Raw genomic sequence first — 26,735 nt, 5'->3', positions numbered from 1 at the left:
TTGTTGAGTGACGGTCTAATTTGTTTGGCTGTCTGGCTCCGTTGCGCGGGCTGCTACAAGCTGATTGGCAAGTTTGAGCTTGCTGTTAAAGCCAGCTTTGTCGATATCCCCCATGACTCGCGCTGGTTCTAACTCACCGTTAGCGGGTGAGTAAAAGAAAATAGCGGGTGGGCCAAACACATTCTTATTGTTGAGCCATGCCATTTGTTCTGGCGAGCTTTCTGTCACATCCAGTTTTATGGTCTGCCACTCTTTCAGTTTTTGGCTGATTTGTTGATCGTTAAACACGTTGGTCTCAATCACTTTACAAGAGACACACCATTCTGCATAAAGGTCGACTAGCACCTTTTGTTTAGCATTGGCTGCAGCTTGTAATTGCTGCTCTAAGTGAGTGACTGAATCGGTTTTCTCAAAAGACGTGATGGCCATAGGTTGTGCGGACTCTCGGTTCGCAAGCGGGTTGAGAGGATCGGAATTTCCTAGGAAATAACCCACAAATAGAATCAAGCCATAGCTCAGTGGCAATAGTGCAGAAAACTTACGAGTACGTGCCCAGCCCGGTTGTGCCGCTTCTAACGCGCCGAAGTGTACACCCGTACCAATAGCAAGGAGCGCCCACAAGATCATAATGATTGATGGGTCAACGAAGCGGCTTAATAAGACGATAGCCACCGCGAGTAGCAGTACGCCAAATACTTGCTTAACCGATACCATCCAAGCGCCACTTCTTAACAGTAAGCGTCCGCCACTACCACCGATCGCGATAAGCGGAACACCCATGCCTAGAGCCATGACAAACAGGGTAGCACCACCAAACATCCAGTCTTGAGTAGTGGATACATAAAGCAATGCACCAGCTAGTGGCGCACTAACACAAGGTGAAACCACTAGTGCAGAAATCGCGCCCATCGCGAATACGCTAGCAATTTTACCGCCGCCCAACTTGTCTGAGCCACTGTTGAGTTTCTGCTGCAGTGCGGCAGGGAGTTGAAGCTCATAGAAACCGAACATAGCTAACGCTAGTAAAACGAACACGGCGGCAAAAATGCTGAGCAACCAAGGTTGTTGCATGGCTGCTTGTAAATTGATGCCTTTTGCTAATGTGGTGACCAGAATTCCCGTCATGGCATAACTGGTCGCCATACCCAGAACGTACGAGCTAGAAAGCGCTGCACCTTTCTTGCCTGTCATCGCTTTTTCACCACCTATGATGCTGGCTAAGATAGGAATCATAGGCAGCACGCACGGCGTGAGAGACAGACCTAAGCCAAGCAAGAAGAACACAAGCAGAGCCTGTAACTTACCTGCTTGAGAGAGGAACGACGACAAGCCATTGGTATCATCACTGATCTCACCTAGTGTTTGAACCAGAGAGCTTGATGGCTTCTCACTAGTGACTTCTGTTAACGCCTTGAGCGTAGGTAAATCCAACACTAGCTTTTGTGGCAGGTAGCAAAGCCCTTTGTCTGCACAGCCCTGATAGCGGACGGTGAGCTTGCCACTTCCGGTGTAAGGCACGGTAACGGTAAGCGGTTCGTGAAACACCACTACATTGCCGAAGTTAGGGTCATGTTTTTCTTCACCTGGCAGCGAGTATTGAGGATCTTGTGTCGATAATGAGGACTCTTCTTTAAACGAGAAGCGTGATTGGTAAAGATAGTATCCCGGGTGTGTATCAAAGCGGATAACCGCGCCTTGGTCCGTGGCTTCCCATGTAACCGGGAAGGCTTCTTCAACTGGAAGAAACTCGCTGTCTTGAGCATGCAAAAAGCTGCTAAACAATAGAATTAACGTGAGTAGGTAGTTTTTCATGAATGCAAAAACTCCGTGCTTTGGTGAATGTGTAATTGATCGTCGATGTAAATAACAGCACTCTCTTCCGGTACTGAAATGTTCGGGTTGAGCGTCAAGGAAGTGCTAAGTACACCCGCTTCCAAAGTGGAAGAAGCTATTGCCGTAACAGACAAAATCTTCTTTTCTACGTCTTGTTTCGACAAAATATGAGACGTGGTTTTATCGCCGAACTGCATCTGACGTTCACTGTGAGCAGATGTGGTCAGCGCCGCGTCGGTAATCGGAACGGCAAAAAATGGCGTCTTGTTGTCTCTTGGATCCAGAACTGCAATATTGAATGGTGAACCATCTGGCTTTGTACCCAATGCATAGATATCGCCGCCAAAATTTACCAACATTGAAGTTGCACCAAGTCGCTTGCCTATCTTTACTGCTTGATCGACCGCGTACTCTTTGATTACGCCACCAAAATCGAAGCGAGTGCGTGGATCAGGGATGTGTAGCCTTGTCCTTTGTAAGTCGACTTCACTTTGTAGATCGACAGTTCCTTCTCGAACCATTGTATCTTCTAGACCTATTGCCCCTTTTAGCTCCCAAGCTTGTTTGCCTAGCGCGGAAGAGAGGGCTTGAAAGGCATGGCTGTGTGACATCTTCGGCTTCTGTTGTAAAAGGTGTTTGATGCTGCCAACAGTGGTATCAAACGTGTCGAATGTCAGTTGGCTTAATCGGTCGAGATGCTCAAAAACTTCCGCAGACTCTGAATCGAGCTCGACTTCATTGGCTGTACGCTGATTGATATGTCGCGTTAGCCATGAATCATCGCTGTAGAAGTTATATTTGCCTTCTAAGCGATGTGTGTTTTGCTCTATCTCATCAGCGATGCTTTTTGCGCACGCCTTTGGGAAGTGGGTAAAATCAAGCGATAAGATCTGTACTTCGCAAGGTACTGTCATGGCATGAAAGCGATGGACAAAGGGCAGCTTAGAATTCATAAGTTGCTCCAACCGCCCACCACTGCGCTTCAAATCCGTTGCTCTGTTCGTAGTAAGCCGCAAGCGCATTTAAACGCACAGTTTTATGGACCTTAACGCTCGCGCCAAGCTCATAAGCATTCGCGGTGAAGTTACCTAAGCGAAGGTCAGAAGTCGCGTAACCTGTCGAAGCAAAAGAAGGATCAGCGCTGCTAGGGTCGCGATAGAAATCTGCCGCATCTTGTGTATACCAGAAATAACCTGGTGCTAGGGTTAGCCACTCACTGACACGCCAAGATAATTTGCCGCCTATTTGATGAGACATTACCCCCCAGTCATCCATGAACCATTTGTATCGAGGTCGGATTTTTATACTGTCTGACAAAGAGTAAAAGGCCTGAAGATTAATACCGCCAGAGACTCGGGTATCTGGTCTAGAGTCTTGCCCCAAGAACACTTCGTCATCATCGATTTTGCCATCGTCGTTAATATCGACTTCGCGAAGCACCGTTAAATAGTGGTTGCTCAAGTAACCGCTACGGTAGCCTGCATAAGCGGTAAAAATGCTGTACAGATTTGGTGTAAAGGTTTGAGATAACCCCGCTTCTAAGCTGCCAGTGAAGATGTCTTCCCAGCTCTGGCTGTTAGAAGAGCCTAAAACGTATTTGCCAAATGCCTGAGTTTGGTCGAAAAGAGCAGAGCCCCCTAAGCTGTACGAACGGTTTTTAGCGCTATCAGCATAAATCAAGCCTTTACCATTGATACCAATGCTCTCGTAGTCTTCTTCTTGGGATACATTGCCACCAAAGGTCCATTCATTACGCAGTCTGTCACGGTAGGTGGCACTCAAGCTGAGTGCTTTTCTTGTGTCTTCTAGGCCGACTTTCTGGACCTCATAACTGTCTCGGTGAGGATCGTAACCCGCACGAATGACCTCGTTAGTTTTGTCTTGAGCTTGCTGAGTTTTCAGGGCGCGATTTATTTTGTCGGCATCCGAAGCTGGAGGCGTCGTAGGGCCCCATGCTGGAGAAGCACCTGAAACACTGTCGTAGCTTATTTCTGCGTTTAGGGTCCAATCTAAGCCGATACTTTTTTCAATCGAAACCATGGTGTCCTTAGCTGAAACTCTGTCGTCATACTCTTCATAGTTCAGGTAATGCACAGAGACATGATCTTCAGCTAATGCCACATTAGCCACTGCCGCTGCACTGAGCAGCGTAATTGGTAGTTTTTTCATTTTGTTCTTATTTTGTTTTTGAAGTACTGAATATTTTTTTATTGATTGAGTGTTTTTTGTCGATTGAGTTTTTTGGGTCGATTTAATGGTTAGTTACAGCCGCAGCCGCCACCGCCAACACCGCTGCCACCCACAGAGCCTTGTTTGTAGGCAAAGACTTTTTCAGAGAAAACATCGAATTCAGGCACAGGGCCGCCCGGTTTCATCTCTTTTTGAGCTAGTGTTCCTTTTTCCCAAGGCTTTACCGGCTCAATGCCAAGAAATTCATCGACGAACGCCAACGCTGAAGGCTTGTTAGTCTCTTCTGGCGCTTTCTCTTTGATAACCAGCTGCTTTGCCTTTGGTGTAACCATATCGATGTTGCGTCTTGTTGCGCTCTTGGTAGTTTGGTTTGAGTGTGTGCCGCCACTGGAGTAAACCGTGCTCGAGATGATCTCTTCTTCTACGATAGGACCATCGCTATTAGTGCTGTTCTTACTGGTTTGCTGTTCAACGGGCTTTTTTCCTAAACCACTAAGGTCAAGTTCAAGAGAGGCGTTCGCGGTCATTGGAATAGCGAGCAATCCAACAAGGGTGGCTTTCATCAACATCACAGCTGCACTCCCATTTTCACTAGGTCATCAGTAATGACGTCGCCAATGTGGTTGATTGCGCCAAAGCGAATCTTGATAACCTTGCCTTGGTAGATGTAATAAAGTGCAGGCATACCGATAGGCTTAAACTCAGCGATCAATGCTTGCTCTGGATCGTTCACTACTGGGAATTCCAATCCGAGCTGCTTTTGAAACTCAAGGCCAACTTCAACATCCTCATCGACATCAACGCCTTTAAACGTCACGCCGGTGCCTTTAAGTTCTTTGTAGAGTTGGTTTACTTCTGGAAGCTCTTCTCGGCAAGAAACGCACCATTCAGCAAAGAAGTCGACAATGGTGAGCTCCTCGTTGTTGAGTTGCAGTTTCTTGATAACGTCTTGCGATAAAGCATCACCTTCTTGATAAGCCAATGCAGGTAAAGAAAGGCACAGCGCCAATAACGCTAGGGCTCGTGTAAACATGTGTTTCTCCATATTGTTTTTAATTTATCTGTTTTAAATTCGATGCTTTTGAATCAAACGCTTTGTTTGAATTAGCGAGTGAGTCGGATGCTTGCCGAGTATTCAACCGCCAAAATGTCGGAAAAGTACTTGTCGAGTTGTGTCGTGTTGGTGGCACTGAATACGCGTAAAGGATTTCCTGCACAGTTCTCGAATTGAGTAATTCGAGATGGGCTGACGCCATAGCCGATGAAATTCATTTCGATGCCGTATTGCTTGATAGCCGTAGTGCAAAAACCAGCGTTCACCAATTGATTGAACGCGTCTCCTTCGTCAGCGCCATCGGTGAATAACACCAGTTTTCTTCTGGTTTCGGGTACAGTGCTTACGTTTATTCCCCATGCTTGTTGCCAACTTGGGATAAGCTGTCTCACTCCCCATACCAAACCTTGATAAGAGCGAGTACCACCGTTTGCAGTTAGGCTGTTTATCGAGTTTTGGACGCGGGAAAATACGTTGGTCAAGGGCAACATTGGTGAGTCTTGATTGCAGTCGCTTAACCACTTACTTGGCGGCGTAAACTTCACAGGTCGCTCTGAATGCAGCGTCGCGAGGTTATCTACGGTCAGCGCCGCAGAGAAATCGCTATTACGATAGCTAAGTCCATCGATACAGTAGATTCCGGCTGTTTCTTCGGATAACCAGGGCGGGCGATGTGTTGCCACCCCAGAGTCAAAAGGAACGATAGAAATACTCACTGAATCCAAATCGTTAGCGTTATCGCTCTGAGATTGAATCGTATTCAATGCATTAGACAAAATAGATTTTAGTGACGACATGTTTGAGCCCATGGAGCCAGATACGTCGAGCACTAGTACCAACTCTGTTGGAATCGCAGAGTGTTTGCTTTCAACCACCCCCTTAAAGCCTCCACCTGTTGCAGTCACCTTTTGGTCATCGCGTCTATAGCTGAAATGAGGCAATAACGGTGTAACGGAGTAACCTAGGCTAATTCGACACTCTTGGTTTTTCGGCGTTAATCCACTAACACCTTTCAGTGTCGGGTGATAGTAATCTTGGTACGCGCGCATCATTCTCAGAGTCGCCTCATCAGCAAAAGCACAAGCTAATGCGGCAGAGTCGGCGGCTTGAGCGGCTCGATTAGAAACCATCACTTGCGCCGATATCATCAAAGTGCCGACGGCGATAAATAGTGCAGGGGTCAGCAGTGCCAAGAAGGAAAGGGTGATCGAACCTTTTTGCTGACGGGCCAGGCCGCTAAACATTGAGTTAACCATAGTGCTTACCTACCACTACTGATGAGCTTTTTAAGCTTTTTGGAAGAGCGAGCCGTTCGTAGCTAAATGGTGTATCCACGCATAAGGTCAGCTGAACCAAGGTGGACGGTCTTCCATCCAACGCAGGATCGCCGCTGCCCACAACGAGCATGTCCGTAAGCTGTTCAATCGGTCGATCACTTTGGCAGTCGCTTCCCGCATACAGATGTTTGTATTCCCACGTTGAAGTAGCAATATCAAAGACACGACTTTCAAGTAAAAGCCCAATATTGCTACGGGCAATGCTACTCGGCAGGTAATTTTCAGCGAGTACGATCAATGGACCTTTTAGAGTCTCGGGTAAACCATTCTTACCTTGCTCAGGTTTGAGTTGAGTTGAAGAAATCGCATTCACTAAGTTGTAGGTAACATTGTCTAACTGAGTCTGCAGGCTGAATAAGCGGTAGACAGCAACGAACCCCCACAGAATGATCATCATCGCGAGTACGACAAATGGGAATTCCACGGCTGCTGATCCCGCTTGTTTTTTGGTGTGTGTGTTATTAACCGTCATAACTCACCAATACCTTTCTTTCCAAGGTTGTCATTTGGCCGGTACGTTCTAAAAAACGAGTTGAAAGGCTAGGCAGTAGAGCGAATGAAAATGCGTAAGACACCGTGTATTCCCCCAATACTGCTTTGCTTATCGGTGCCGCTTTTCTGTTAACTAAGTCCGGTAGGTTTTCAACGTACAAAGGTTGAGACAACTTGATCTTGCTGTGTTCGATCAGTGGGAAACTGTCGATAGTGTCGATGAAAACTTGGTTTGATATGGGACCAAATGGTTGAGTTTTGACTTCTCGAGCACCTGCATGAACGGCGACATCGAAGATGATGTTGACTAGCAGCAAGCGGCAGATCTCAAAGAACCCAAGTATCAGCAATAGAAACGGTAGGGTGATCATTAGAAACTCAACGCTATTCGCACCTTTCTGACGAGAGAGCATTATTGTTCTCCTCGATCAGCGTGAGCGGCTAGGGCTTGGTAATACAAGCTATTGTTAGCGTATTCCGGTTGCGATAAGTGTTCACGAGCGATTGCTTTTGCAGACTCGCTGTCACCAGAAAGTGCGTAAGCCAAAGCAAGGTTAAGCTGGAGTTTTACGCTAGCTTCACCTCTGACAAAGATCGGGTGCAGAATACGAATCCCTTGATCTGGTTTACCATCGAGTATCCAAGCCATAGCGAGGTTGTTTCGGTATTCGTTGCTTGAAGGCATTAAGCTAAGCGCATTTGAGTAACACTCTCTCGCTTTGGAATACTGCTTATTGAGCGAGTAACTGACTCCTAAGCTATTTTGAGCAACGTCATCGGACGCTTCTAGTCGAACAGACTCTTCAAGAGCCGAGGTCGCTTGTTCAAGCTCACCTAAAGCTAACCATGAACGGCCTAACTCACGGTAAATCGCATTGGATTGATTAAGCTCGATACCACGCTTTAAGTAATGCAGTGCTTCGTCATAACGACTGGCTTGATTAGCTGCGGAGCCCATCAACAGCAGTAACTGCGGGTCATTGGGCTTCGATACCAACATTTTTCGGTAGAGATCCATGGCGCTCTCTGGCTTACCATTCATTAACGCAACTTCTGCCACCTTCATGTTTTCGGCGGTATCTTTTTCAACGTGGTTGGTTGATTGACAGCCGAACAATATCAGCGACAAAAAGAATAACGGGATGGTTCTCATAAGCCCCCCAGAGTTTGTGTAAGAGATAACATGATTGGCACGACGATGATGCCCACCACAGGTAGCATGATGAAAACCACCAAAGGGAATGACATCTTGGCTGGTATTTTTCCCACCCACTCTTCCAGCTCTAAGAAGTGGTATTGACGGCTATCCGAAGCGATCAGTTTGAGGGCATCAGCCATAGGCGTACCGTATTGCAATGCTTGGTTCATGGTAGTGACAACGTTGTTGATGTCAGACAGTTGGACACGTTTGTCTAAGTTGTTGAGTGCCGTTTGTGGTGAATCGAGAACAGAGATCTCAGTTGCGGTTAACAGCCATTCTCGTGACAAGGCTGGAGAGATCGAACGCATCTCTTCACCAACGCAGCGAAATACCGCTTCGAGTGTTAAGCCAGATGCAACACACACCACCATTAGGTCGACGGCATCGGGTATTACTCGGCTGATCTGCATTCGAACTTGGTTCACACGCCATTCAAGAACGCGATCGAATAGGATGCCGACCACGATGCCGATAGCGATACACTCTGCCGCCGAATTCATCGTTAGCACTGGAATGCGAGTCGCATACCAAGTAACAGCACCTACGGTCATGGTGATTAATCTAAGCCCTAAAAAGTACATCTCTGCATTTGGGTTAATCCAGCCAATCAGAACCAGCTTTTGACGTCGAGATTTCTCACCTTGGAAGCGCCACTTGCTCGACGTGTTTTTGTACTTTGAAGAATAGCTTGATACGCGATTTAGTCGCTCAGCCACAACGTCTCGTTTGAACGAAGATAGGTGTGCAATCAGGGTGAGAAGAACAGCTAATCCCAACAGCAACATGGCAACATACATCATGATGAGAACCTCTTATTGCGAGTCAGAGCATTCAAAATTAAGGTACCGATGCTGATGCTAATTAATGCATAGGTCAGCACTCGTTGACCTAGTTCAGTGTTAAACAGCTGCTTGATCATGTAGGGCTCAATTAAATAGATGCCACCTAGCAACCCGATGGGTAAGACAGAGAGAAACAATGCTGTGATGCGAGGCTCTGAGGTTAGGCTCTTCACCTTCTTTCTCATCGCTCGGTTGTCATGCATGGTTCGGCTTAAGCTATGAAGAATGTCGCGCAGTTGACCACCATTCGATTGGTTAAGGATCAGTGCAACAGAGAAATAACGAAAGCTGCTGTAAGGAAGACGAATGCACGCGTCATCGAGACTCTGGCGAAGACTAAGGCCAAGCGCGAGATTATCGCGAAGGTAAGAGAACTCGCGTCCTAGCAAACCAGGTTGCGTTTGTGCCACTTGATCAATCGCTTGTGGGATGGATAACCCTGCTGAAACCGCTCTAGAAATCAATCCAAGGACGTTGATGATGTCTTTTTCAAACTCTTCTACTTGTCTCTTTCTGCGATAAAACACTATGGCACAGGTACATATGAGCCACAGCCCAACTGCTGCAAGCAATCGAAGATGTACTGGAAGCTCTGGTACTAACAGGTAACCAGTAACTGGAAAGCCGAAAATCATTGAGGCGATAAAATACTTATCCCAAACAGGCAGCAAGGCATTGATTCGCAGGAAGAACGCATGCAGTTTGTTGGTGCGCTGGTGGCTCGACTTTTTGATAGAAACGTCTGCTGGGCTTGCTTTGTATGAACCAGATACCAAGGACAGTCGCTTATTAACAATGGCTTGTTTTGAGTTGAGCGTTATTAGCCAAACCGTAGCCAGCAGCGCAGAAATAGCAAGAACAAGAATCATCCGACTTCAAGCTCCATTGCCACCCTTAGTTGAGCGTCTAGCTGGTGATATTTCGCTTTCTCGTTGAAGCTTGGTACGCACTTGGCACTCTTATATTCACCAATTAGCTTGCCTTGCTGGTCTTCCGATAGCGTTTTAAAGGCGAACAGTTCCTGAGTGACGTATTGCTCGCCCTCTAATCCTTGTACCTCGGTTATTGAAACAATGCGTCGCTTGCCATCGCGCATTCGCTCTACTTGGATAACCACATCAATGGTGTCGGCGATTTGGCGACGCAGTGAAAAGAGAGGCAGCGTTGCCTGGCTCATCATTAGCATATTCTCCATGCGCACCAGTGCATCTGTTGCAGAATTGGCGTGAAGTGTACACAGCGAACCATCGTGGCCTGTGTTCATTGCTTGCATCATCTCAAAGGCTTCATCGCCACGAACTTCGCCTAAAATGATGCGATCTGGTCGCATACGTAGGGCATTTCGTACTAACTCTCTTTGAGTAATCGGCGTTAAACCTTCTGCATTGGCTGGGCGAGTTTCTGCACGCACCACATGGGGTTGTTGCAGGCGCAGTTCAGCTGTGTCTTCAATGGTGATGATGCGCTCTTGAGGCGAGATGCTGAAAGACATCGCGTTAAGCAGGGTGGTTTTACCTGCACCGGTACCACCCGCGACAAGAACGTTGAGGCGAGAGCGAACGATAATATCAATAAGCTTAATCATCGAATTCGACATCGCACCAAACTGTGCCAATTGGCTCAGTGTCAGCTTCTTTTCATTGAACTTACGGATAGATATGTAGGTTCCATCAAGCGCGAGCGGCGGGATCATGACATTGACACGGCTGCCGTCGTCTAGCCTTGCATCGACTAATGGATTCGATTCATCGATTCGGCGACCTACTTTGCTCACGATGCGTCGAGCTAAGTTGAGAAGCTGCTCTTCATTACGGAATTGGACCGTAGTTTTTTGCAGTTTGCCTGAACGCTCGACGTAAACTTCACGGTAACCATTGACCATGATGTCAGTGACCGTTTGGTCTTCAATCAGTGGTTGTAGTGGTCCCAAACCTAGAAATTCATTTAAGAGCTGTTCTACAGAATGAGTCACATCCTGATGACCGAGTGGTAGCTGCTTAGAAACCACAATTTCCGATACCATTTCTGAAATTCGAGCTTCAAGATCGGACGCACTTAAACTCACAACCGCTGATGGATCGATTGCCTTGATGATCTCTTCATGAATCACATGATAATGATCACGTAGCGAAGGAGCGGATGTTAACGTTTCATGCAACCGAGCTTGGCTGACTTCAATAGGATCAACTATGTTTGCTTTTTGACCAAACATTATGCACCTCGCTTCCAAAAACGGCGGCTGCTTTGCTGCGATTCACCTGTGATTAATTCAACCAAAGAGTTGAACGCCACTTTCACTTTTCTGTTGCCTTTGTGGGCAGGTTGACCAAGTGATGACTTGCTCAAAAAGTGGTTCGGGGAGAATGGAATGACTACGTCTACCGGGACACCTAACGACTTTTTCACATCGTTAACTGAAATCATTGAGCCTGAATCGGACTTGGTGTGATTGAGCACAACAAGCGTTTGGGAGTCGGTTTGATTCTGAAGTCGTTTGATGATCTGGCCGGCATTGCGGATAGAGCCGAGTGTAGGTTCAACGACAATCACTCGGATATCGGCACTTTTCAGTGCGTCAAAGCCCACTTGATCACGCAAAGAGTAAGTTGGTATATCCACTAATAGGTAGTCTGAGTTTTGTAGGCAAAACTTAGTAAATTGGTCCAAAGCACTCTTTTGTGGCCAGAATGGTGTGGCATCTAAAGGTAGATAGCCAGTAAAGAGGGTGTGCTTTGCAGATATGCTGATCCCACTGCGTTCGAAAACTAACGGGTCTAGTCTCTCTGGATATTGTAAAAGCTCGATCAATGCTGAGTTTCCCTCAACATTGAGTAGCAGATCTAAGTCGCCCATTGAAAAGTCTAGGTCTAGACAAGCCACTTTCTTATCGAGCTCCGCAATTTGCTGTGCAAGGGTTGCAGTAATGGTACTGCTGCCTGAACCACCTTTTGTACTGACAACCGAGATGACTTTTTCATTTCGTTTTTCGCTGTTGTTTTGTAAAGCCGCGAAAGAAACGTGTTCCAGATCTTGCGGAGTCACAGGAGGTACTAGATAGTCACTCGCGCCTGATGCCAGCATGCCACGGTAGATGAAAATTTCACCTGAATGGCCGATAGCGATAATTTGACAACCTGTACGCTTAATCAAGCGCTGCACGGCTTGTTTTGACTCAGCCAGTTCACAATTCAACACATCGAGAAATATCGTCTTGATGCCATGCTTCAGAACGTGTCGTACTACGTCGTCTTCTTGATTTGAAGAGACAGTGATGTTGTGGATACCAAAGTCATTCAGTGTGTGCGTAAGCGCTAGGGCATCGAGTTGCTCAGACGCTGCGATCAGTACCGTTAACTGGTGTATTTGATTCATAGCGTACCTCCTTGCGTGGTCGTCGAAGAACCATTATTTGGCTGTTGGTTTTGGGCTGGTGGAGCAAAGTAGTTATCGATACTAGAGACAGCTTTCTGCCCTTGAGCACCATTAATCGGCTGACCGACGATCAGGTCTTTAGGGTTGGCTACCATTTGTGCAAGTGTATTGGCATTTGCACACCCAAAATTGCGCTGAGTGCGGTAGGCGTTGAGCGTGGTTCTTGGCGTTTTACCCGCGTCACAGGCTGTGACTTTGGCGCGGTAAGATTCGACTAAAATAGTGATGTCGCCTTTACCTTCTGTTGCTTCGTCTGCTACCCAAATTTGTGATGGGTAGAGACCTGATTCGATAAGGTGAAGCCTTACTTTCTCGAGCTGCTTTTCACCTTTCGGAGTTGTTTTTTCTATTTTGACCATCAAACTACTCGCGCTGCCTCGACGAGCGATAAAGTCAGAAATATCCGCTTTTTCCTGAGTTGACAGTGTTTTCCCGGCAAGCGTTAGAGAGAACTTGTTAGTCACAGACACCACATCGACCGATGGTTGTTGAGTGGTTGGTGTAGGTGCGCATCCCGCCAACACAAATAGGGCAGGGAGCAATAAGGATAATTTATTCATGATGTCCTCAGTAATAGAACCCGTTGTCACCCAGCAAGCGAGGCTTGTGGTTGTCGGTGTATGTGTCTTGGTCGTGTGTTCTTTTACGCTGAATTCTTGGCAATGCTAGAAGACGTTCTACATCGCTTAGTGGAATGAGACCGTCGGTTGGTAGCTGCATTGAATCTGAACGAGTTGGCTGCACTAGGTAAGCTGTGACAATGATGATCAACTCTGTTTCTCGGCGAGTGAATTCAGTTGAGCGGAACAGACTGCCTAGCACAGGTACTTCACCGATAAGCGGCACTTTTTGCAGTTGTTCAATGTCTTCTGATTTCAATAAGCCGCCCAAGGCAAAGCTCTGTCCACTGGCTAATTCGATGGTGGTCGCTGCACTACGGGTAGTAAAAGAGGGGAAGTTAGTCCCATGTATCACTTGTTGGCTTTCGATGGAGACGTTACTGACCTCAGGGTTCACTTTTAAACTGATGCGATTTTGGCTGAGCACCGTTGGAGTGAAGTTCAGTTTTACACCGAAGTCTTTGTACTCGATTTGAGTGGTATCAGCAGTGATCAAAGGCAATGGAACCTGACCACCCACCAGAAACTCAGCGTCTTCGCCGGACATCGCCGTCAAGTTAGGCTCAGCCAGTACAGACATCATGCCGTTTGTCGCTAGTGCATCAATCAGTGCGGTAATACTTGGTTTGCCCCAGCTGCTGACGTTCGGCAGCTTTGAGAATGAAAACTGTCCAACACCACCTGCGATAGAGCCCCACTTGATACCCAACTTGTTAGAAACATTTCTCGATACTTCAGCGATTTTCACTCGAATGTTGACCTGGTTTGGCATGGTGACAACCAATTGATTGATCAGCTCATCTTCATTGGATTGCATTGGTTGATCTTTAGTCGTCGTATTGCTGCTACCTGCACCGTTTTGAGTGCTCGAGCTTTCTTGTTGCTCGGTTTGGTCAACAATAGGAGACAGGTAGCCTTTCGCTAAGGACACGATATTATGTGCCATCATAGGTGAAGGTACTTGCCCTTTTAGCCATAGCTTTCCACCCAGAGATTCCGCGTTTACGGACGCTTCTGGGAACTTGTTTTTGACCAAGTCATTGAACTCGCGGCTGTTGTGAGTCACGCGAATCTTATTGGTATAAATGACTCGCTCTTGCTCGTTCAAAACAGTGATAGTGGCACTACCAGCTCGCTTACCAAATACCATTACCTTGGTGTTGGTTAAGGTCTGGTAATCCGCAATATGGGTGCTAGAGATGAAAATCGACTTCGCTTTTTCTGGTAAGCGAATCATTTTTGCCTCATTGATTGTCACATCAAGCGCAGATGCTGCTGATGCGAAAGATAGGCACAGGCTTGATAGTAGGAGAATCCCCCACCAACGACAGGTACTAGCCATTGTTATCAGCTCCGGTTTTATTGTTGATCGTTTTGTTGTCGGCTCTAAACTCCACCAAACCGACGTCAGGCAATACCTGAGTTGTGTCTGGTGAGATGGCTTTCAGCGTCGCTGAATTTGCGTGCTGAGTTTGATTTGGGTCTTCGTTTTGTCCGCGTAAGACAAGCGTTAACTTGCCTAATTGCTTAGCCAAAACAACTTGGTTTGCTTGCTCGGGTGTTACCTCTAAAGAGACACTGCTGTCATCGGGGATACCGTTTTCATAATGATTAGATTCGCGGGCCTTTTGATAAGACTCAGCTGTTTGTTTGTCATTAAATGCCAAGACTCTCACATCGTGAGCGATCGTTGTGACATACAAACCCTGCGATGAATTGCCATAACGAAGTAGCTCACCATCTTGTGAACCGAGCAGGAGAATATCCACGTGGTCGCCCGGTTCAATAAATCCCGAATTTGATGTCACCTGATCAACAGGCACTGATATAGCGCGATAACCTGGTTGTAGCTTTAATGAAAGCGAGTAGCCGCCTTCTGGCTCGGTAATATCCGCTTTCGACAATATCGAGTCTTTGACAAGCTTTGTACGCGCAAGCCCCGACATAGAGTGATCAGCAGAAATATCTTCCGGTGTCACATGGTCGATGTAGTTCTCCAACTCTTGTTGTGGGACTTCTTTCCATCGGAACGAGTTTGGTGTGTAGGCTTGACCTATCTCTATCGTGCGAGTTGGAACCAGCACTTTGACCGTTTGCTTAACGGCGTGTTTAGAAGAGGTGGTCGCAGACTCGCTATTGGTTTGGCTCAACAGCAAAACGGATATTCCGAGCACCGAGCAAAATAACGACAGCAACATGAGTCGCTTGGCAGTCATAACTATTCCTTTAATATGCAATAAACGGGCTTACTCTGAGGCTTGTTGTGCGTTTTTTAGTTGGTCGACTACAGTACCGTAGGCGTCACTGATAGCTGTGGTTAGCTCACCGTTCTCACCGCCAACAAAATTGAGTAGTACGACTGCCATTGCTGCTGCGAGAATGGCGTATTCGATTGCGGCTGCACCGCGTTGCTTTTTCTTGTTCAACATTTCTTGTTTCCTAGATGAAAACAGCCTCAGCAGAGGCTGTTGTAGTAATTAAAAAGAGGTTTTAGTGCTTATTTGGCAACAAGTCGGTATAGGTAGCGGCCGTCGTAACTTTGAGTACCAACTTGGCTCTCATCCATGGTGGTCATATTCAAACCGAGGACACGACCATAAGGAGCGGGATCGCTGGTGATATAGGAGCTATGGTTGGAATAACCTCCACCAGTTACTTCGTTAAACTTAAAGACATCCGCATTGATAGGAAGTAATCCATACAGCTCTGCTTTCGATGGGTAGCGCCAGCTCGCTTTGCCACACACCTTTTGTGTATTTCGTGTTGAAATTAAAGGTGTTACCTCTACGTATTTCTTGAAACGACTGCTGTCTCCGTTGGTAAACAGTTGCCAAACGAGCTTGCTGTCAGTGTCTTGCGCGCAAATGGCATTTTGGCGATCGGCGACAACGTTTCCTTGCATATCTAGATACTGGTATGTTGTCGCTTTTTCTCTAACAAGGCGTCCTAAGATGACGGCATCTTCAGTACCACCGACTGCCGAACGACGGACATCTTGGTAGCTGCGCTCAGAGCTGTAGTTTGTGATGTATTGTTTGGTGTCTTTTGCTTGATTCGACCAGTAGTAAAAAATCACACCACCGTAATAGCTAGATTTGTCATACTCCGGGTCCAGCCCTCGGTGATGAGGGAATGCATCTTTATCGATTGTTATGGTCGAGTTTGAGCTAGAGATTGCTTTAGTTTGTAGTGAAAGTAGCTGAGACAGCGCTGGTACTTTCCAATCGTTGAAGCCACATAAGTTCGCATCATTAGTGCTTTCTAGCAGGCCGTTACTGCCTAAGACACTCGCGACACCTGATGCCGAAGCGTCATAAGCAAGATCGTCAGCACCTTTTGGTCGGCCGTCTTTGAGCAGTGTCCAAACTCGGCGTTTGCCTGTGATGTTAGTGTCCTCAACACAACGCCAGCCTTGTTGGTAGGTAGTGCTTTTTGGTAGGTAGTTGCCTAATTCGTCCAATTTAGCGAAGCGGCTGCTTACGGTCGCATCTGCTTGAGAAACGCTAAAGCCATTGTCTTTTGCTAGTTTCAGTCCATCTTTTGCTAGCACTTTTGATTGTACTAGGTTGTGGATTGTGGCCGTCGTGTTCATCTCAGTGACAAACTTCTGGAACAATGTACTTAGGGTGGCAAACTCCGAGCCTAGCGTTTGTGTTGATGTATTCAGCTCGCTTACGAACGAATTAACCATTCCATATTGATGCTCGAGGTCTGAGATAGCCTTGTACAGGTCTAAACTTGCCTGGTGAATATCCTTAGCCAATGACGCTGAGCTTAGTGCGTTGGTTGAGCTTGATAGAGTTACGGACTTTTGCTGCATGAACGCCAACTTTTGAGCAAATTCAGAACCAGAGACTAATGCGCTTAGTACAACGGTGTTTTGCTCTAATTTAGCGACTTGCTCCTTATACGCTTTGACCTTGTTAATGAATTCAAGGCTCTCAGCATCAGTTCGGCTTTGAGCAACAGATGCTTGAAATTCAAGCGCTTTTAGCTTTAGCTTCGTATTCTTAAGATCATCTGCCCATGGTTGGGTTAAAGCCTGCAGTTCTACTACTTTAGCTTGAGCTTCCGTTTCTAATGCAGCGTAACCTTTGCTCTTAGATTGGTTGGCGGTTAGCCAGGTTTCTAAATAAAGCTCCGTAGCGTTAATCTTCGTGTCTTGTGTACTCAGAAAGGCGGCTATTTCAGTCGTAGCGCTATCTACACCAGTGAGTAACTCTGCACCTGATGGCAATTGCCATTTAGCGTATGCGTATTTGGAGTAATACTGCTCAACAGATTCTTGGCCTTTGTTGATAGTGACAGCGACGCCATTTTTATCCGCTAGCACATTCACTGACTGATTCGATACCAAGTAACCACTTCTTAGATTTGATGGCAGTGTTGCAGGATCTCTCTGCGATAACGTGATTACTTCACTAGTATCTGGAAGCGTCCAACCAGTGATATCACAAGCAATCAGTCGAGCGACTTTATCGAAGGCGGTATCGGTTTCTGAAGAGAATCGCTCCGCCCAAAACGTCGGCTCCCCTTGCCCTTTATCATCGTATTCAGCAATACAATTGAGCGAGTACGTATTCCATGATCCACCGTAACCAAAATCAGCAGCTTGTGAACGGGTTTTCATTGGTACGAATTTTAGGGCGGTAAAGCGACTGCTTGCTGCTGTTGCCCAAAGCGTGTCACTGGTCGAGTTTGCGACACCTTCTTTCGCATGTGCTTTTAGTCGGATACCGACATTAGCCTTGTCATATGCTTCAGGGCCAATGAACTGTGGGTTTGAAACCGCAGGGTGCCAAGTCAGGCCTTTGTCGTTGGTGAATTCATAGTATTCGGCTTCATCAAAGCGAACAGATTGACCATCAACGTTAGCCGTTAAGTAGTCCCATTCAAAACCATTGGTCTTGATTGGGTTTGAGCCTGTAAAAGTGTTGGTTATCTCAGGCGATGTTGGTGCTGGAATCTCAAACACTTTGGTGAAGGCTTGTGCGGTTAATGCTGCTACGCCATGAGGCATGCCATTCGTCGGGTTTTGAGCGACGCGTATTTGAACCTCACCGATACTTTTATCGATATTACCGATCACAACTGGTTTTGCGGTGACTTTAGTCCAAGTCGAACCTGAGTCGAGCGTGATTTCGAAATGCTCTGGTTGTGTGAATTCGGCAAAGTATGTCCAATCTAGCGTGTTGTCTGTATCGTTCACCACTAGGCCTGTTGGAGCATTGGGTGCAGATGGACGAACGGTAAACGCAGCATCATTTGTCAGCTCTGATCCACTAGGACGACCGGTAATTGGGTCTCTTTTGACTCGCACTTGAATTGAGTCAATAGCGTAAGCTTGATCGTTTAATTGATAAGGTTTCTGAGTAACCGTTGCCCAACCCGTGTTGAGTACATTGATCTCGTAATCCGCAGCTTCTGAGAAGCCTGTTACGAATGCCCAATCAAATGTGTCTAACCCATCGTGAGTGATTGGAGATGTTGGTGCCGATGGCTTGTCAGGTGTTACTGAATATGGCTTATCTGAGCACAGCGTTTCACCAGGATCATGTTGAGGATCTGTTCCTGCTTTCACTCTTACACAGACCTGCCCCTTAGCAAACGTCTCATCTGGGACTGCTTGTGGGTTGCTAGTTACTGGGCTAAATGTAAGACCTCTGTCTAGTGAGTATTCGTAGAAGTCATTGCCTGCAAACTCTGTAAGTTCTGTCCACGCAAACGTGTTTTCAGCATCATCAATAATCGGCAGGGTTGGTGCAACAGGTTGGTTTTCTGAGCGAGTGAAAGCTGTACCAATCACTAGTGGATTGCCTGCAGGGCGAGCATCTTGCACATTGGATTTTACACGGATAGAGATGCTGTTAGCCGGAAGTGAAACGTTGCCAACCACATATGGAAGTTCAGTGACAGTATTCCAACCGTTACCTAGATTAATCTCGTAGAAAGATGGCGCATCATACCCAGAGACCCAAAGCCAGTTGATCTGATTAGTGCTGTCGTTTGCAAAATCCAGCACAGGTTTTACTGGTTGCGCTGGGGTTACTGTCATCGGTTTGTCTGAAATAGCACTTAAGCCGGTCGGGTGACCTAGGGAGTCGTCCTTCGCGATACGTACTTTTAGATGCCCAACTGGAATATCTAAGTCTTGAATGCGTTGAGGTTTTTCGGTTGCTTTTACCCAGTTAGCACCGTTATCTAAAGAGTACTCGTAAAGAGATAATTCATTAAAAGAATCGACCAGCGCCCAATCAAATTCGTTGCTCGCATTGTCCACGGTGACCCAAGCGGGTGCTGCTGGAACTGTCGTTAGCGTAAATGCTTTGTGTGAAAGAAGCGGTTTACCTGCTGGAGTATTGCGCGCACTAGAGGCTGCGACTCGAACCTGAATAGCGCCTTTATCGAATGCCTGTTTTCCAACCACGATCGGTTTGCGAATGACAGTCGACCAGGTGCTACCGGAATCTAAGGAATATTCGTAATCTGTGTTTTGGTTGAATCCACGTACAAACTGCCAGTTGAAAGTATCTGATGCATCATTGACTTTACCGTGCTTGGGCGCTGGTGGCTTAACCACGATTTCACTACCGTCGATATCTTCTTGCGAGACTTTGAGCTGCTCTCGGTACTCCTTGCCGAGTTGCTCCAGAGCACTGTCCGTTCCAGAAGCACCGTGTGAAAGTCGGTCTGTTTTGGCTTTGAACTCGACCAAATCAAGATCAGCAAGTTTATACATTGCACCTTTACGGGCGTTAACTTGGTCGACACCTGCGTCTACCGAAGCTTTTTGGGCTTCTTGAAGTACGCGAGTCACACCGCGCGCAAACATATGCACTTCACGGCTTTTTGCTGAATTTGAAGCAGAGTAATCACCTAATGCTAGGCTTTTGTCGATCCCTAGGTCGTTGGCAACAAGCTCAGTCGCATCATCGAAGCTGATACCGCTGGTCTTTGACACACTGGCAATCAGTGAGGTAACCGGGCTTACGACGTCCGAGTTGTTGCTTGGTACTTCTAAGGTAAACCCAGACTCAATTGCTTGGTTGGGGGAGTCCATATCTACGGTTATGCCTGCTACGGCTTCAACCAGCACTTTGTATTGAGCCAGATCATCATCGACATCAAGTTGGAATTGTCCTTTGGCGTCCGTTGTCGCAATGTCTCCATCGGCAGAATCACACATCGCATTGCCATTTTTGTCTAAACAGACCTTGGCTTTGTGCAAATAACCATCTAACGCTATACCAGAAATATTCGAGGATTTTGGCTGAGTTTGTGACTGGCTAAGCTTGGGATCTGAGTCTGCACCACCACAAGCAACAAGCATTGTAGAAACGAGTGAAACACCCGCCAATTTGTATGGATTCCTTACCACTTGAACTCCAAAGATTTATAAATTACCTGCTAGAAAGGCTGAGAATATTAATTTAAATGATAGTAGTTATCAATATCATTTGATCTTTTATTTGGTTAAGTGATTTAATAGCAAAATAAAATACTACTCATACAACAATAAACTAGGTGAATCGGTCGAAAAAATGCGCAATAAATTTTTAGTATGCAAATTGTCACTAGCTATATCTAGTGCCCTAATGGTCGCAGGGTGTGGGGGGAGTTCTGATGGAGAGAATCCAGTTGGAGCGACCACTTCAGGCCATGCTTTTCAAAGTTCATTAGTATGTGCTGATGCAGATCTGAATGGTGTATGCAGTGAGCAAGAAAAACTCATTACAGACGTTTCCGGGTATGCACAACAGAGGCAATATGATGGTGCAATTTTAACCGCTTCTCCTGGTATGGAGCTGGTGACGCCTTTCACTACTTTGATTCATAGCGAAATGATGTTTAATCCAACGATTAGCAACGATATAGAACAGGCTAAAGCATCGCTTCAAAGTAAATTAGGTGATCATGTCGGTGTGAATTTTGCCTCACTAGACACAACGTATGGACCTAAAGATAAGTCTAATGTGTTGCTAAAATCGCTGAAAAAGGCACAAACTGACGGAAAGCAAGCTGCATACACAAATATTGCCCATGCTCTCGACCTCATGATCGAGCATAAAACGTTGGACCTTTCAGGCGTCGATGTCGCGGGAACTGCTTCGAGGCACTTGCAAATAGAGGATGCTCTGGTTGTTCGCGGTTCTCAATCGGTGCCAGAATTCTCTGGTGCCAAATCTATCGCTCTGAATCCAGCGAGTAGTCAGATAGTGTTTCTAACGGCGAATGATGTCGTGATGCAAATCGATAGCTCTTCACGTAATAAGCCAGTGACTCTTGATAATGGTTTGGCGTCCCAAGCTAATTCTGGCTTGATTAGTATTCGTTCTCATGACGACGATTACGACGATCATGATGACGATGACGATGACGACCACCATGGAGGCGGAACTGGTGGCGTAGAGATACCGGTAGAGTCTAATGAAATCATTCAGTTAGTACCTACATTGAATGGTAGCCAAGCCTATAAAGTTTATAAGCCTACGTCTTACGCCTCACCGACGGAGAGTGATATTTGTAATAGTAAAGGTGCCAATGGCATCTTCTTATCGAGTCTAACGAGTACCAATAATAGTGGTGCAAAGGCGTTTAAGATTGATAGCTACAGTAGCCGAAGCGGAGGAACGCTGCCGCCAATTCCTACGCCGAAACCTAAACCTGCTGAAACTCCTGATTCTAGTCAATCATGTATCAACGATAACTTTACAAAAGTGATTCCACTGCTGCAAAGCGGCTCGTTATTGGCAGTTAAAAATACCGGTAGTTCGATTTACTCGCAGAAAGAGCTTAGATTACTAAGTGCTGACAAGTTAGCGATGAATAATTGGCGCCACGCACTCAAGTCCTCTTCGCCTCAGATCATGCCATCTTACGACCAAAGTGAAGCTTTGATTGTTTATAAGAATTATTTTACGAGCGCCAATTTAGCGGCTGAGGTTATTAATACAACTAACTTATCCACCAAGATGACGATTGATAAATTGAACCTGAAAACAGCCAATATTGTAGCGAACCAGCAAATTTTGTTGGGGCTAGACAGTAACAAGCTTGAATGGGTTTCAAACTCGATTCAGCAAACGGTACTCGGGGAGTTGGGTGTCGATTCCACCATCAGTAAGATAGCAACATCGAAGGATGGCAAAATAAGTGCGGTTGCTACAGCGAACACTCTCTATATCGTTGATAACACGAATAGAACCTTGGTAGTGAAAGAGGTGTTGAGCAGTTCGGCAATCAACTCTTTGTATGTATTGGCTGAAAAAGTGATTGCGCTGACTTCTTCAGGGGTGGATTACTATCAATTCCGAAATATTAGTGGTCCGGCTCTTAAAGTTGGCAGCCAACTGGTAACAAAAGAACTCCTCAAAAAATGGGAAGACAGTGGAAACTCAAGCTGGAACTCTACTAACTTGGGCTACATTCTTTCTCAAACAGGAACGGAAAGTAGCATTTCTGATAAATTCAAAAATGTTAACCTTTCATTCTCTCCTTCTAACGCAACAACCTCGAGTGGCATCACAGGAGTGAACGTTAGCGGCTTAGAACGAGGTGAGTGGTTAACCTTTTATAAAGCCCTTTAAAGGCATTCAATCAATAAAGAAGGGAGGCTAACTCCCTTCTTTACTCAGATACTTACTACATATTCTCAGCCTGTTTCAATCGGCTTTGACGCCAGTAATTGACCGAGGAGATAGCAGCTAAAAAGACAACGACAGCGGTCATCACATGTATGACTGACTCCGACGTCCCTTCATACGCATTGCTGCCTAAATCAATCGCAGCAGAAACGATAAATAGACGAATAGCTGTCACCAGTGATGCTGCGATCCCTGTTAGATCTGGAAAAACTTGCATCGATTTCGCAAAGAACAATCCAATCGATAACCCTGCACCTATTGAAAACAAGCACATCGTCCCTGTTAGGATGAACGGTGAGTTGAGTTGCTCAGACGGTAATAAGAAAAAGATGAGCGTGGTGGTAAATATTAAGCCAAGCCCAGTACTTTTTAATTTATCGGTACCAAACCTGTCGATTAAGCGTGCGTTATTCAGACTCACCAAGACGAATGTGCCCAGTGTTGCCATTTGGAAAAACGGGAACTGATCAGGGCTGACTTCTAATTGCTCTATATACAATAACGACATGTTGGAAACACAAATCATATAAGCGGCAAGAATTAAGCTCGTCACTAGCGTGTTGTACCAAAAGGCTGACGAAGACAATAGGGTTTTATAGTCGCTTGCTATTCGCTTAGGCGCGACCTTCTTCCGTTTATCTTTACTCAAAGATTCAGGCAAGAAGAAGAAACATTTGGTTGCAGAAAGCAGTACTAAAATGGCGATAAAGACAAAGTTTGCTTTATACCCCATATGGAGGCTTATCCAGCCGCCAATAAGAGGTGCAAAAGCCATCAAGCTGACCACTAAAGTGTTGAGGTCGGCAATCAGTTTGGCGGCGGGTTCTTCATCGAACAGATCAAAGATCATTGCGGTACCAACGATTACGCACGCTGAACTACCGAAGCCTTGGAGCAGTCGAAACGCTAATAATTGCTCGATACTTGAAGCAAAAATGCAGCCGATACTTGCAGCAAGGAAGACACTAAAACCAAACATTAGTATCTTTCGGCGACCAAAATGATCCGATAGTGGTCCATAGAGTAAGGAACCAATACAGATGCCGATAAAGTTATAGCTCAGAATGCGCTGCACCATAACCGCGTCAGTGTTGAAGTCCTTCAATATATCGGGAAATGTGGGTAGATAGATATCCGTCTCCATGGCAGCACCAAGGAATATGAATACCATTAAAAATCGAAACCACTTCCCCTCATGAGAGATGGGAAACATAGTTAATCCAATGAGTTATTATTATAAAAGTCAGAAGCGCAGACGCTGCAAGTGCAGGTAGGCTTAGAATGAAATTTGGATATTGGGATGCGCGTAGTAGAGAGGAGTGTTACGCAGGGTTGTCATTCCCGTCACTTGGTTGTGATCAAGTATGATGCAAATGTAACATAATGTTTCATCTTTTCAAGGTGTCGATTGCTGTTTTCACGCTCCCCTATGCAAACGATGAAAGTCATGTAATGTTGCTTTTATCCTAAGAAGTTAACCATTTGTTACTTGGCATAAAACCGGAGTATGATACTGGATTACTATTTAGGATTTGGCTGCTATGAGTGCATCGAAGGCGAGCTGGAAAACGCCGCAAAACTTTTTATTATTGATTTCGATTGTTGTACCTATCGCGTTTTCGAGCTGGATGGCTCTGTTGAACAACTTCGTGATAGAGAAAGCGAATTTTGACGGTGCCGATATCGGCTTACTACAAAGTGTTCGTGAAATTCCGGGCTTTTTAGCTTTTACTGTGGTGTTTGTGCTGGCTTTCATCCGCGAGCAGCGCTTCATGTTGGTATCGCTGGCTATGCTCACTATCGGGACGGCGATTACTGGCTTGTTCCCTTCACTTACTGGCCTTTTGTTTACCACCATTTTGATGTCGACGGGCTTTCATTATTTTGAAACCCTCAAGCAATCTTTATCCCTACAATGGCTGAGTAAAGAAGAAGCGCCAGAGATGCTAGGTAAAATGATCTCGGTTGGTGCGTTAGCATCTCTGCTTACTTACGGCTCTATCTGGGTGATGTTGGAGCAGTTAAAGCTCGATTTCGTTTGGGTATATGGCATTACTGGCGGCATAGGTTTTGTTCTAGTACTTGTGATGACTTTTGGCTTCCCTGAATTTCAAACGAAGACCCAGCAAAATAAGAAGTTGGTGCTGAGAAAGCGTTACTGGCTTTACTACGCGCTGACATTTATGAGTGGTGCCAGAAGACAGATATTCACGGTATTGCCGTTATACAGAGTAACTAGACTTGCTTGATATGCGGTAAAGCTCTCTACGTACCACGCTGTATGGTATGTAGAAGGTTTTTCTTGCCATATACTTTACATAATCATTGCTTTATGTAAATTATTTTGATTTTTTAGCTCATTTGAGATCATTCTTTACACTTTCTGCAAGCTCATCAGCAGTAATCAATTATTTACCCACACATTTTTATTAATCCCATCTTGCTGAATTACTGCCTTATCATGATGCCACCAGAAATCGAGCCTTGCGGAGGTAAGCTATACGATGAGGATAACTACTATCCAGATGAAGTGTAACGTTTAGTGTGTGCAGAAGAGAATAAGTATTTATGCACACACACTCACAAGACTAAGTGGAAATATCCCAAGATGTTAAATCATTTTTATGATATAGATCTCTTATTAATATAGTTTTTATTTTGCTAATAGTATTTGGTTTTGTGGAGGGGAAATGGCTTTCAAACCAAAAGTCGCAGAAATGATCGCCTATAGGGCCGCATATATATGCAGTAATCCTGACTGTAATACCTTAACCATCGGACCTGCGATGGCTGACCCAAAATTTAAAAATAAAAAAGGAGAAGCAGCACATATAATTGGAGAAAAAAGTGGGTCAGCAAGACATAACTCAAATGCGAGTATCGATATCCACGGTGAGGAAAATGGCTTGTGGTTATGTGCTAACTGCCATACGTTGATCGATAAGAACTATGGGATTGATTATTCAGAATCACTATTATTCCAGTGGAAAAAAGACCATGAGGATACAATTTCGGTATTACTTAGAACTCATAAGAGTCCAATGCCTTTAATATCGAGACAGAGTTCAAACAGGAAGGTTGCTCAAAATATCGTTGATTATATATCTAGTAAAGGGGTCTACTTTCAACCAGCCGCAATTGAAGATCCCGTACATGTCATTAGTTCTATCGACCAAGTCAGAAAACTAATTCAAAAAGAAGTCCGTGATATAGACTCAGACAAAAAGCTTAAAGAAATCTTCCGCCTAATTCAAGATGCGAACAGAGAATTTATGAATGAGCTGTCTAGAGACACAACTTTGATTGACGCATATTTGCAGGTATTAAGAGGTAGAGTCGGTATTCAGCTAAAACGCTTGAGGGATGACGTGGGTTGTGATGTATCTGGGCAGATCACAACGATAATACCCTGATAAAAACAATATAAATACCTAACAGCTATTTACTGAAAACGTTAAGCACTACAGAGGAAGCCAGTGGAAAAGTTACTCAAGTTTTTCGGCTACTCGATACGAAAAAGAAGCGAGTATGCACCAATACAGTATAAAGAGCCTTTGTCTCCGAAAGAGAATACGGAAGAATGTCGTAAGTTTGTAGTCGACGGTAACAAATGGATTCATCAAAGAACTACTGAGGCAAATGAGCAGATCGGACGATTTCTTAGTATTGTTCTTTTACTCGAACATAAGTTAGATTTGTTGTTAAATAGCTTTGATGCCGATATTGCAGACAAAACGTTCGGTGCTAAGATAGGGACATTCAAGGACTTCATAAAAACATATGACTTCGAAGATCGTAGTGAAAAAAGAGAGTATAGAAAGCTAATCTCGCCTCTACATGAAATAAGACGAGCTCGAAACGAACTAGCACACGATATACGAGTCTCTGGTTTTTCACCATCGCAATTTCCTCAAATGCATGCGTATGTTAAGAACACCTCGCCAGAAAAGCTAGACCTACTCACCACGTTCAAGAGTGAAGAGGATAAAACTACTCTAATCCTAGTCAACTTTTGTTTTATAGCATCTATTGAGATTGCTCATCTCCGCCTGTCAATCAAGTAATAGACATAGTAAACACTATCTTGAGG

Annotated in this window: 22 protein-coding genes and 1 pseudogene; 4 read left to right on the top strand and 19 right to left on the bottom strand. The window is 45.5% G+C overall.

The window, feature by feature from the left end; all coding sequences use genetic code 11:
• Window positions 1–15 precede the first annotated feature (15 nt).
• The 18 genes from dsbD to OH460_RS00705 all read right to left on the bottom strand — a co-directional run bounded on the left by dsbD (window position 16) and on the right by OH460_RS00705 (window position 20,331).
• Entirely contained in the window at window positions 16–1,812 is a 1,797-nt protein-coding gene (dsbD, locus tag OH460_RS00790; RefSeq protein WP_269994146.1) for a protein-disulfide reductase DsbD, read from the bottom strand.
• Entirely contained in the window at window positions 1,809–2,786 is a 978-nt protein-coding gene (locus OH460_RS00785) for an FAD:protein FMN transferase (protein WP_269994144.1), read from the bottom strand. Before OH460_RS00785 ends, dsbD begins: the two co-directional genes overlap by 4 nt.
• On the bottom strand, window positions 2,776–4,002 hold the full coding sequence (locus OH460_RS00780) for a DUF3570 domain-containing protein (RefSeq protein WP_105058737.1): 1,227 nt from the start codon (window positions 4,000–4,002) through the stop codon (window positions 2,776–2,778). Before OH460_RS00780 ends, OH460_RS00785 begins: the two co-directional genes overlap by 11 nt.
• An 89-nt stretch (window positions 4,003–4,091) precedes the next feature.
• Window positions 4,092–4,592 (bottom strand): DUF4266 domain-containing protein, encoded by a 501-nt coding sequence (locus tag OH460_RS00775; RefSeq protein WP_269994679.1) that lies wholly within the window; start codon window positions 4,590–4,592, stop codon window positions 4,092–4,094.
• Window positions 4,592–5,056: a TlpA family protein disulfide reductase gene (locus OH460_RS00770; RefSeq protein WP_105058739.1), complete on the bottom strand. Its 465-nt coding sequence runs from the start codon at window positions 5,054–5,056 to the stop codon at window positions 4,592–4,594. Before OH460_RS00770 ends, OH460_RS00775 begins: the two co-directional genes overlap by 1 nt.
• Before the next feature lie 71 nt (window positions 5,057–5,127).
• The gene (locus tag OH460_RS00765) at window positions 5,128–6,333 is read right to left on the bottom strand and encodes a VWA domain-containing protein (RefSeq protein WP_333482701.1); all 1,206 of its coding nucleotides are present in this window, start codon (window positions 6,331–6,333) and stop codon (window positions 5,128–5,130) included.
• Complete coding sequence (gene tadF, locus OH460_RS00760; RefSeq protein ID WP_269994136.1) at window positions 6,326–6,886, bottom strand: tight adherence pilus pseudopilin TadF; 561 nt, start codon at window positions 6,884–6,886, stop codon at window positions 6,326–6,328. The genes OH460_RS00765 and tadF overlap by 8 nt, the downstream gene beginning before the upstream one ends.
• Window positions 6,876–7,319: a TadE/TadG family type IV pilus assembly protein gene (locus OH460_RS00755; protein ID WP_269994134.1), complete on the bottom strand. Its 444-nt coding sequence runs from the start codon at window positions 7,317–7,319 to the stop codon at window positions 6,876–6,878. The genes tadF and OH460_RS00755 overlap by 11 nt, the downstream gene beginning before the upstream one ends.
• Window positions 7,319–8,059 carry a tetratricopeptide repeat protein gene (locus OH460_RS00750; protein ID WP_061032980.1) on the bottom strand — a complete coding sequence of 247 codons (741 nt, stop codon included), beginning with the start codon at window positions 8,057–8,059 and terminating at the stop codon, window positions 7,319–7,321. Before OH460_RS00750 ends, OH460_RS00755 begins: the two co-directional genes overlap by 1 nt.
• Window positions 8,056–8,907, bottom strand: coding sequence for a type II secretion system F family protein (locus OH460_RS00745; RefSeq protein WP_269994128.1), 852 nt, complete (start codon window positions 8,905–8,907; stop codon window positions 8,056–8,058). The genes OH460_RS00750 and OH460_RS00745 overlap by 4 nt, the downstream gene beginning before the upstream one ends.
• Entirely contained in the window at window positions 8,904–9,818 is a 915-nt protein-coding gene (locus OH460_RS00740; protein ID WP_269994126.1) for a type II secretion system F family protein, read from the bottom strand. Before OH460_RS00740 ends, OH460_RS00745 begins: the two co-directional genes overlap by 4 nt.
• Entirely contained in the window at window positions 9,815–11,161 is a 1,347-nt protein-coding gene (locus tag OH460_RS00735; RefSeq protein ID WP_269994124.1) for a CpaF family protein, read from the bottom strand. The genes OH460_RS00740 and OH460_RS00735 overlap by 4 nt, the downstream gene beginning before the upstream one ends.
• Window positions 11,161–12,321 (bottom strand): P-loop NTPase, encoded by a 1,161-nt coding sequence (locus OH460_RS00730; RefSeq protein WP_269994122.1) that lies wholly within the window; start codon window positions 12,319–12,321, stop codon window positions 11,161–11,163. The genes OH460_RS00735 and OH460_RS00730 overlap by 1 nt, the downstream gene beginning before the upstream one ends.
• Entirely contained in the window at window positions 12,318–12,941 is a 624-nt protein-coding gene (locus OH460_RS00725; RefSeq protein ID WP_269994100.1) for a CpaD family pilus assembly lipoprotein, read from the bottom strand. The genes OH460_RS00730 and OH460_RS00725 overlap by 4 nt, the downstream gene beginning before the upstream one ends.
• Window positions 12,942–12,948: 7 nt before the next feature.
• Window positions 12,949–14,343 (bottom strand): type II and III secretion system protein family protein, encoded by a 1,395-nt coding sequence (locus OH460_RS00720; protein WP_269994098.1) that lies wholly within the window; start codon window positions 14,341–14,343, stop codon window positions 12,949–12,951.
• Window positions 14,336–15,217 (bottom strand): Flp pilus assembly protein CpaB, encoded by an 882-nt coding sequence (gene cpaB, locus OH460_RS00715; protein WP_269994097.1) that lies wholly within the window; start codon window positions 15,215–15,217, stop codon window positions 14,336–14,338. The genes OH460_RS00720 and cpaB overlap by 8 nt, the downstream gene beginning before the upstream one ends.
• 30 nt (window positions 15,218–15,247) lie before the next feature.
• Window positions 15,248–15,430: a Flp family type IVb pilin gene (locus tag OH460_RS00710; RefSeq protein ID WP_239833161.1), complete on the bottom strand. Its 183-nt coding sequence runs from the start codon at window positions 15,428–15,430 to the stop codon at window positions 15,248–15,250.
• A gap of 68 nt (window positions 15,431–15,498) precedes the next feature.
• A complete protein-coding gene (locus OH460_RS00705; RefSeq protein ID WP_269994677.1) occupies window positions 15,499–20,331 on the bottom strand; it encodes a DUF1566 domain-containing protein in 4,833 nt (1,610 codons plus the stop codon).
• A 265-nt stretch (window positions 20,332–20,596) separates the two neighbouring features.
• Here OH460_RS00705 and OH460_RS00700 point away from each other — a divergent pair, with 265 nt between their 5' ends.
• Window positions 20,597–22,588: a hypothetical protein gene (locus tag OH460_RS00700; protein ID WP_269994675.1), complete on the top strand. Its 1,992-nt coding sequence runs from the start codon at window positions 20,597–20,599 to the stop codon at window positions 22,586–22,588.
• A gap of 55 nt (window positions 22,589–22,643) precedes the next feature.
• Here the strand turns inward: OH460_RS00700 and OH460_RS00695 are convergent, their stop codons facing one another.
• On the bottom strand, window positions 22,644–23,858 hold the full coding sequence (locus tag OH460_RS00695) for a multidrug effflux MFS transporter (RefSeq protein WP_269994094.1): 1,215 nt from the start codon (window positions 23,856–23,858) through the stop codon (window positions 22,644–22,646).
• 328 nt (window positions 23,859–24,186) lie between these two features.
• Here OH460_RS00695 and OH460_RS00690 point away from each other — a divergent pair.
• From OH460_RS00690 to OH460_RS00680, 3 genes and pseudogenes are all read left to right on the top strand, one after another.
• Window positions 24,187–24,861 (top strand): annotated as a pseudogene (locus OH460_RS00690) (MFS transporter); the annotation flags it as partial.
• A 474-nt stretch (window positions 24,862–25,335) separates the two neighbouring features.
• On the top strand, window positions 25,336–26,058 hold the full coding sequence (locus OH460_RS00685) for an HNH endonuclease signature motif containing protein (protein ID WP_269994092.1): 723 nt from the start codon (window positions 25,336–25,338) through the stop codon (window positions 26,056–26,058).
• Between the two features lie 63 nt (window positions 26,059–26,121).
• Complete coding sequence (locus tag OH460_RS00680; protein WP_269994090.1) at window positions 26,122–26,709, top strand: hypothetical protein; 588 nt, start codon at window positions 26,122–26,124, stop codon at window positions 26,707–26,709.
• Window positions 26,710–26,735: the final 26 nt, after the last annotated feature.

Origin of the sequence: Vibrio sp. Makdt (genome assembly GCF_027587015.1) — a bacterium.
Lineage (GTDB): Bacteria > Pseudomonadota > Gammaproteobacteria > Enterobacterales > Vibrionaceae > Vibrio > Vibrio chagasii_B.
This window is presented reverse-complemented; position numbering and strand designations above follow the sequence as displayed.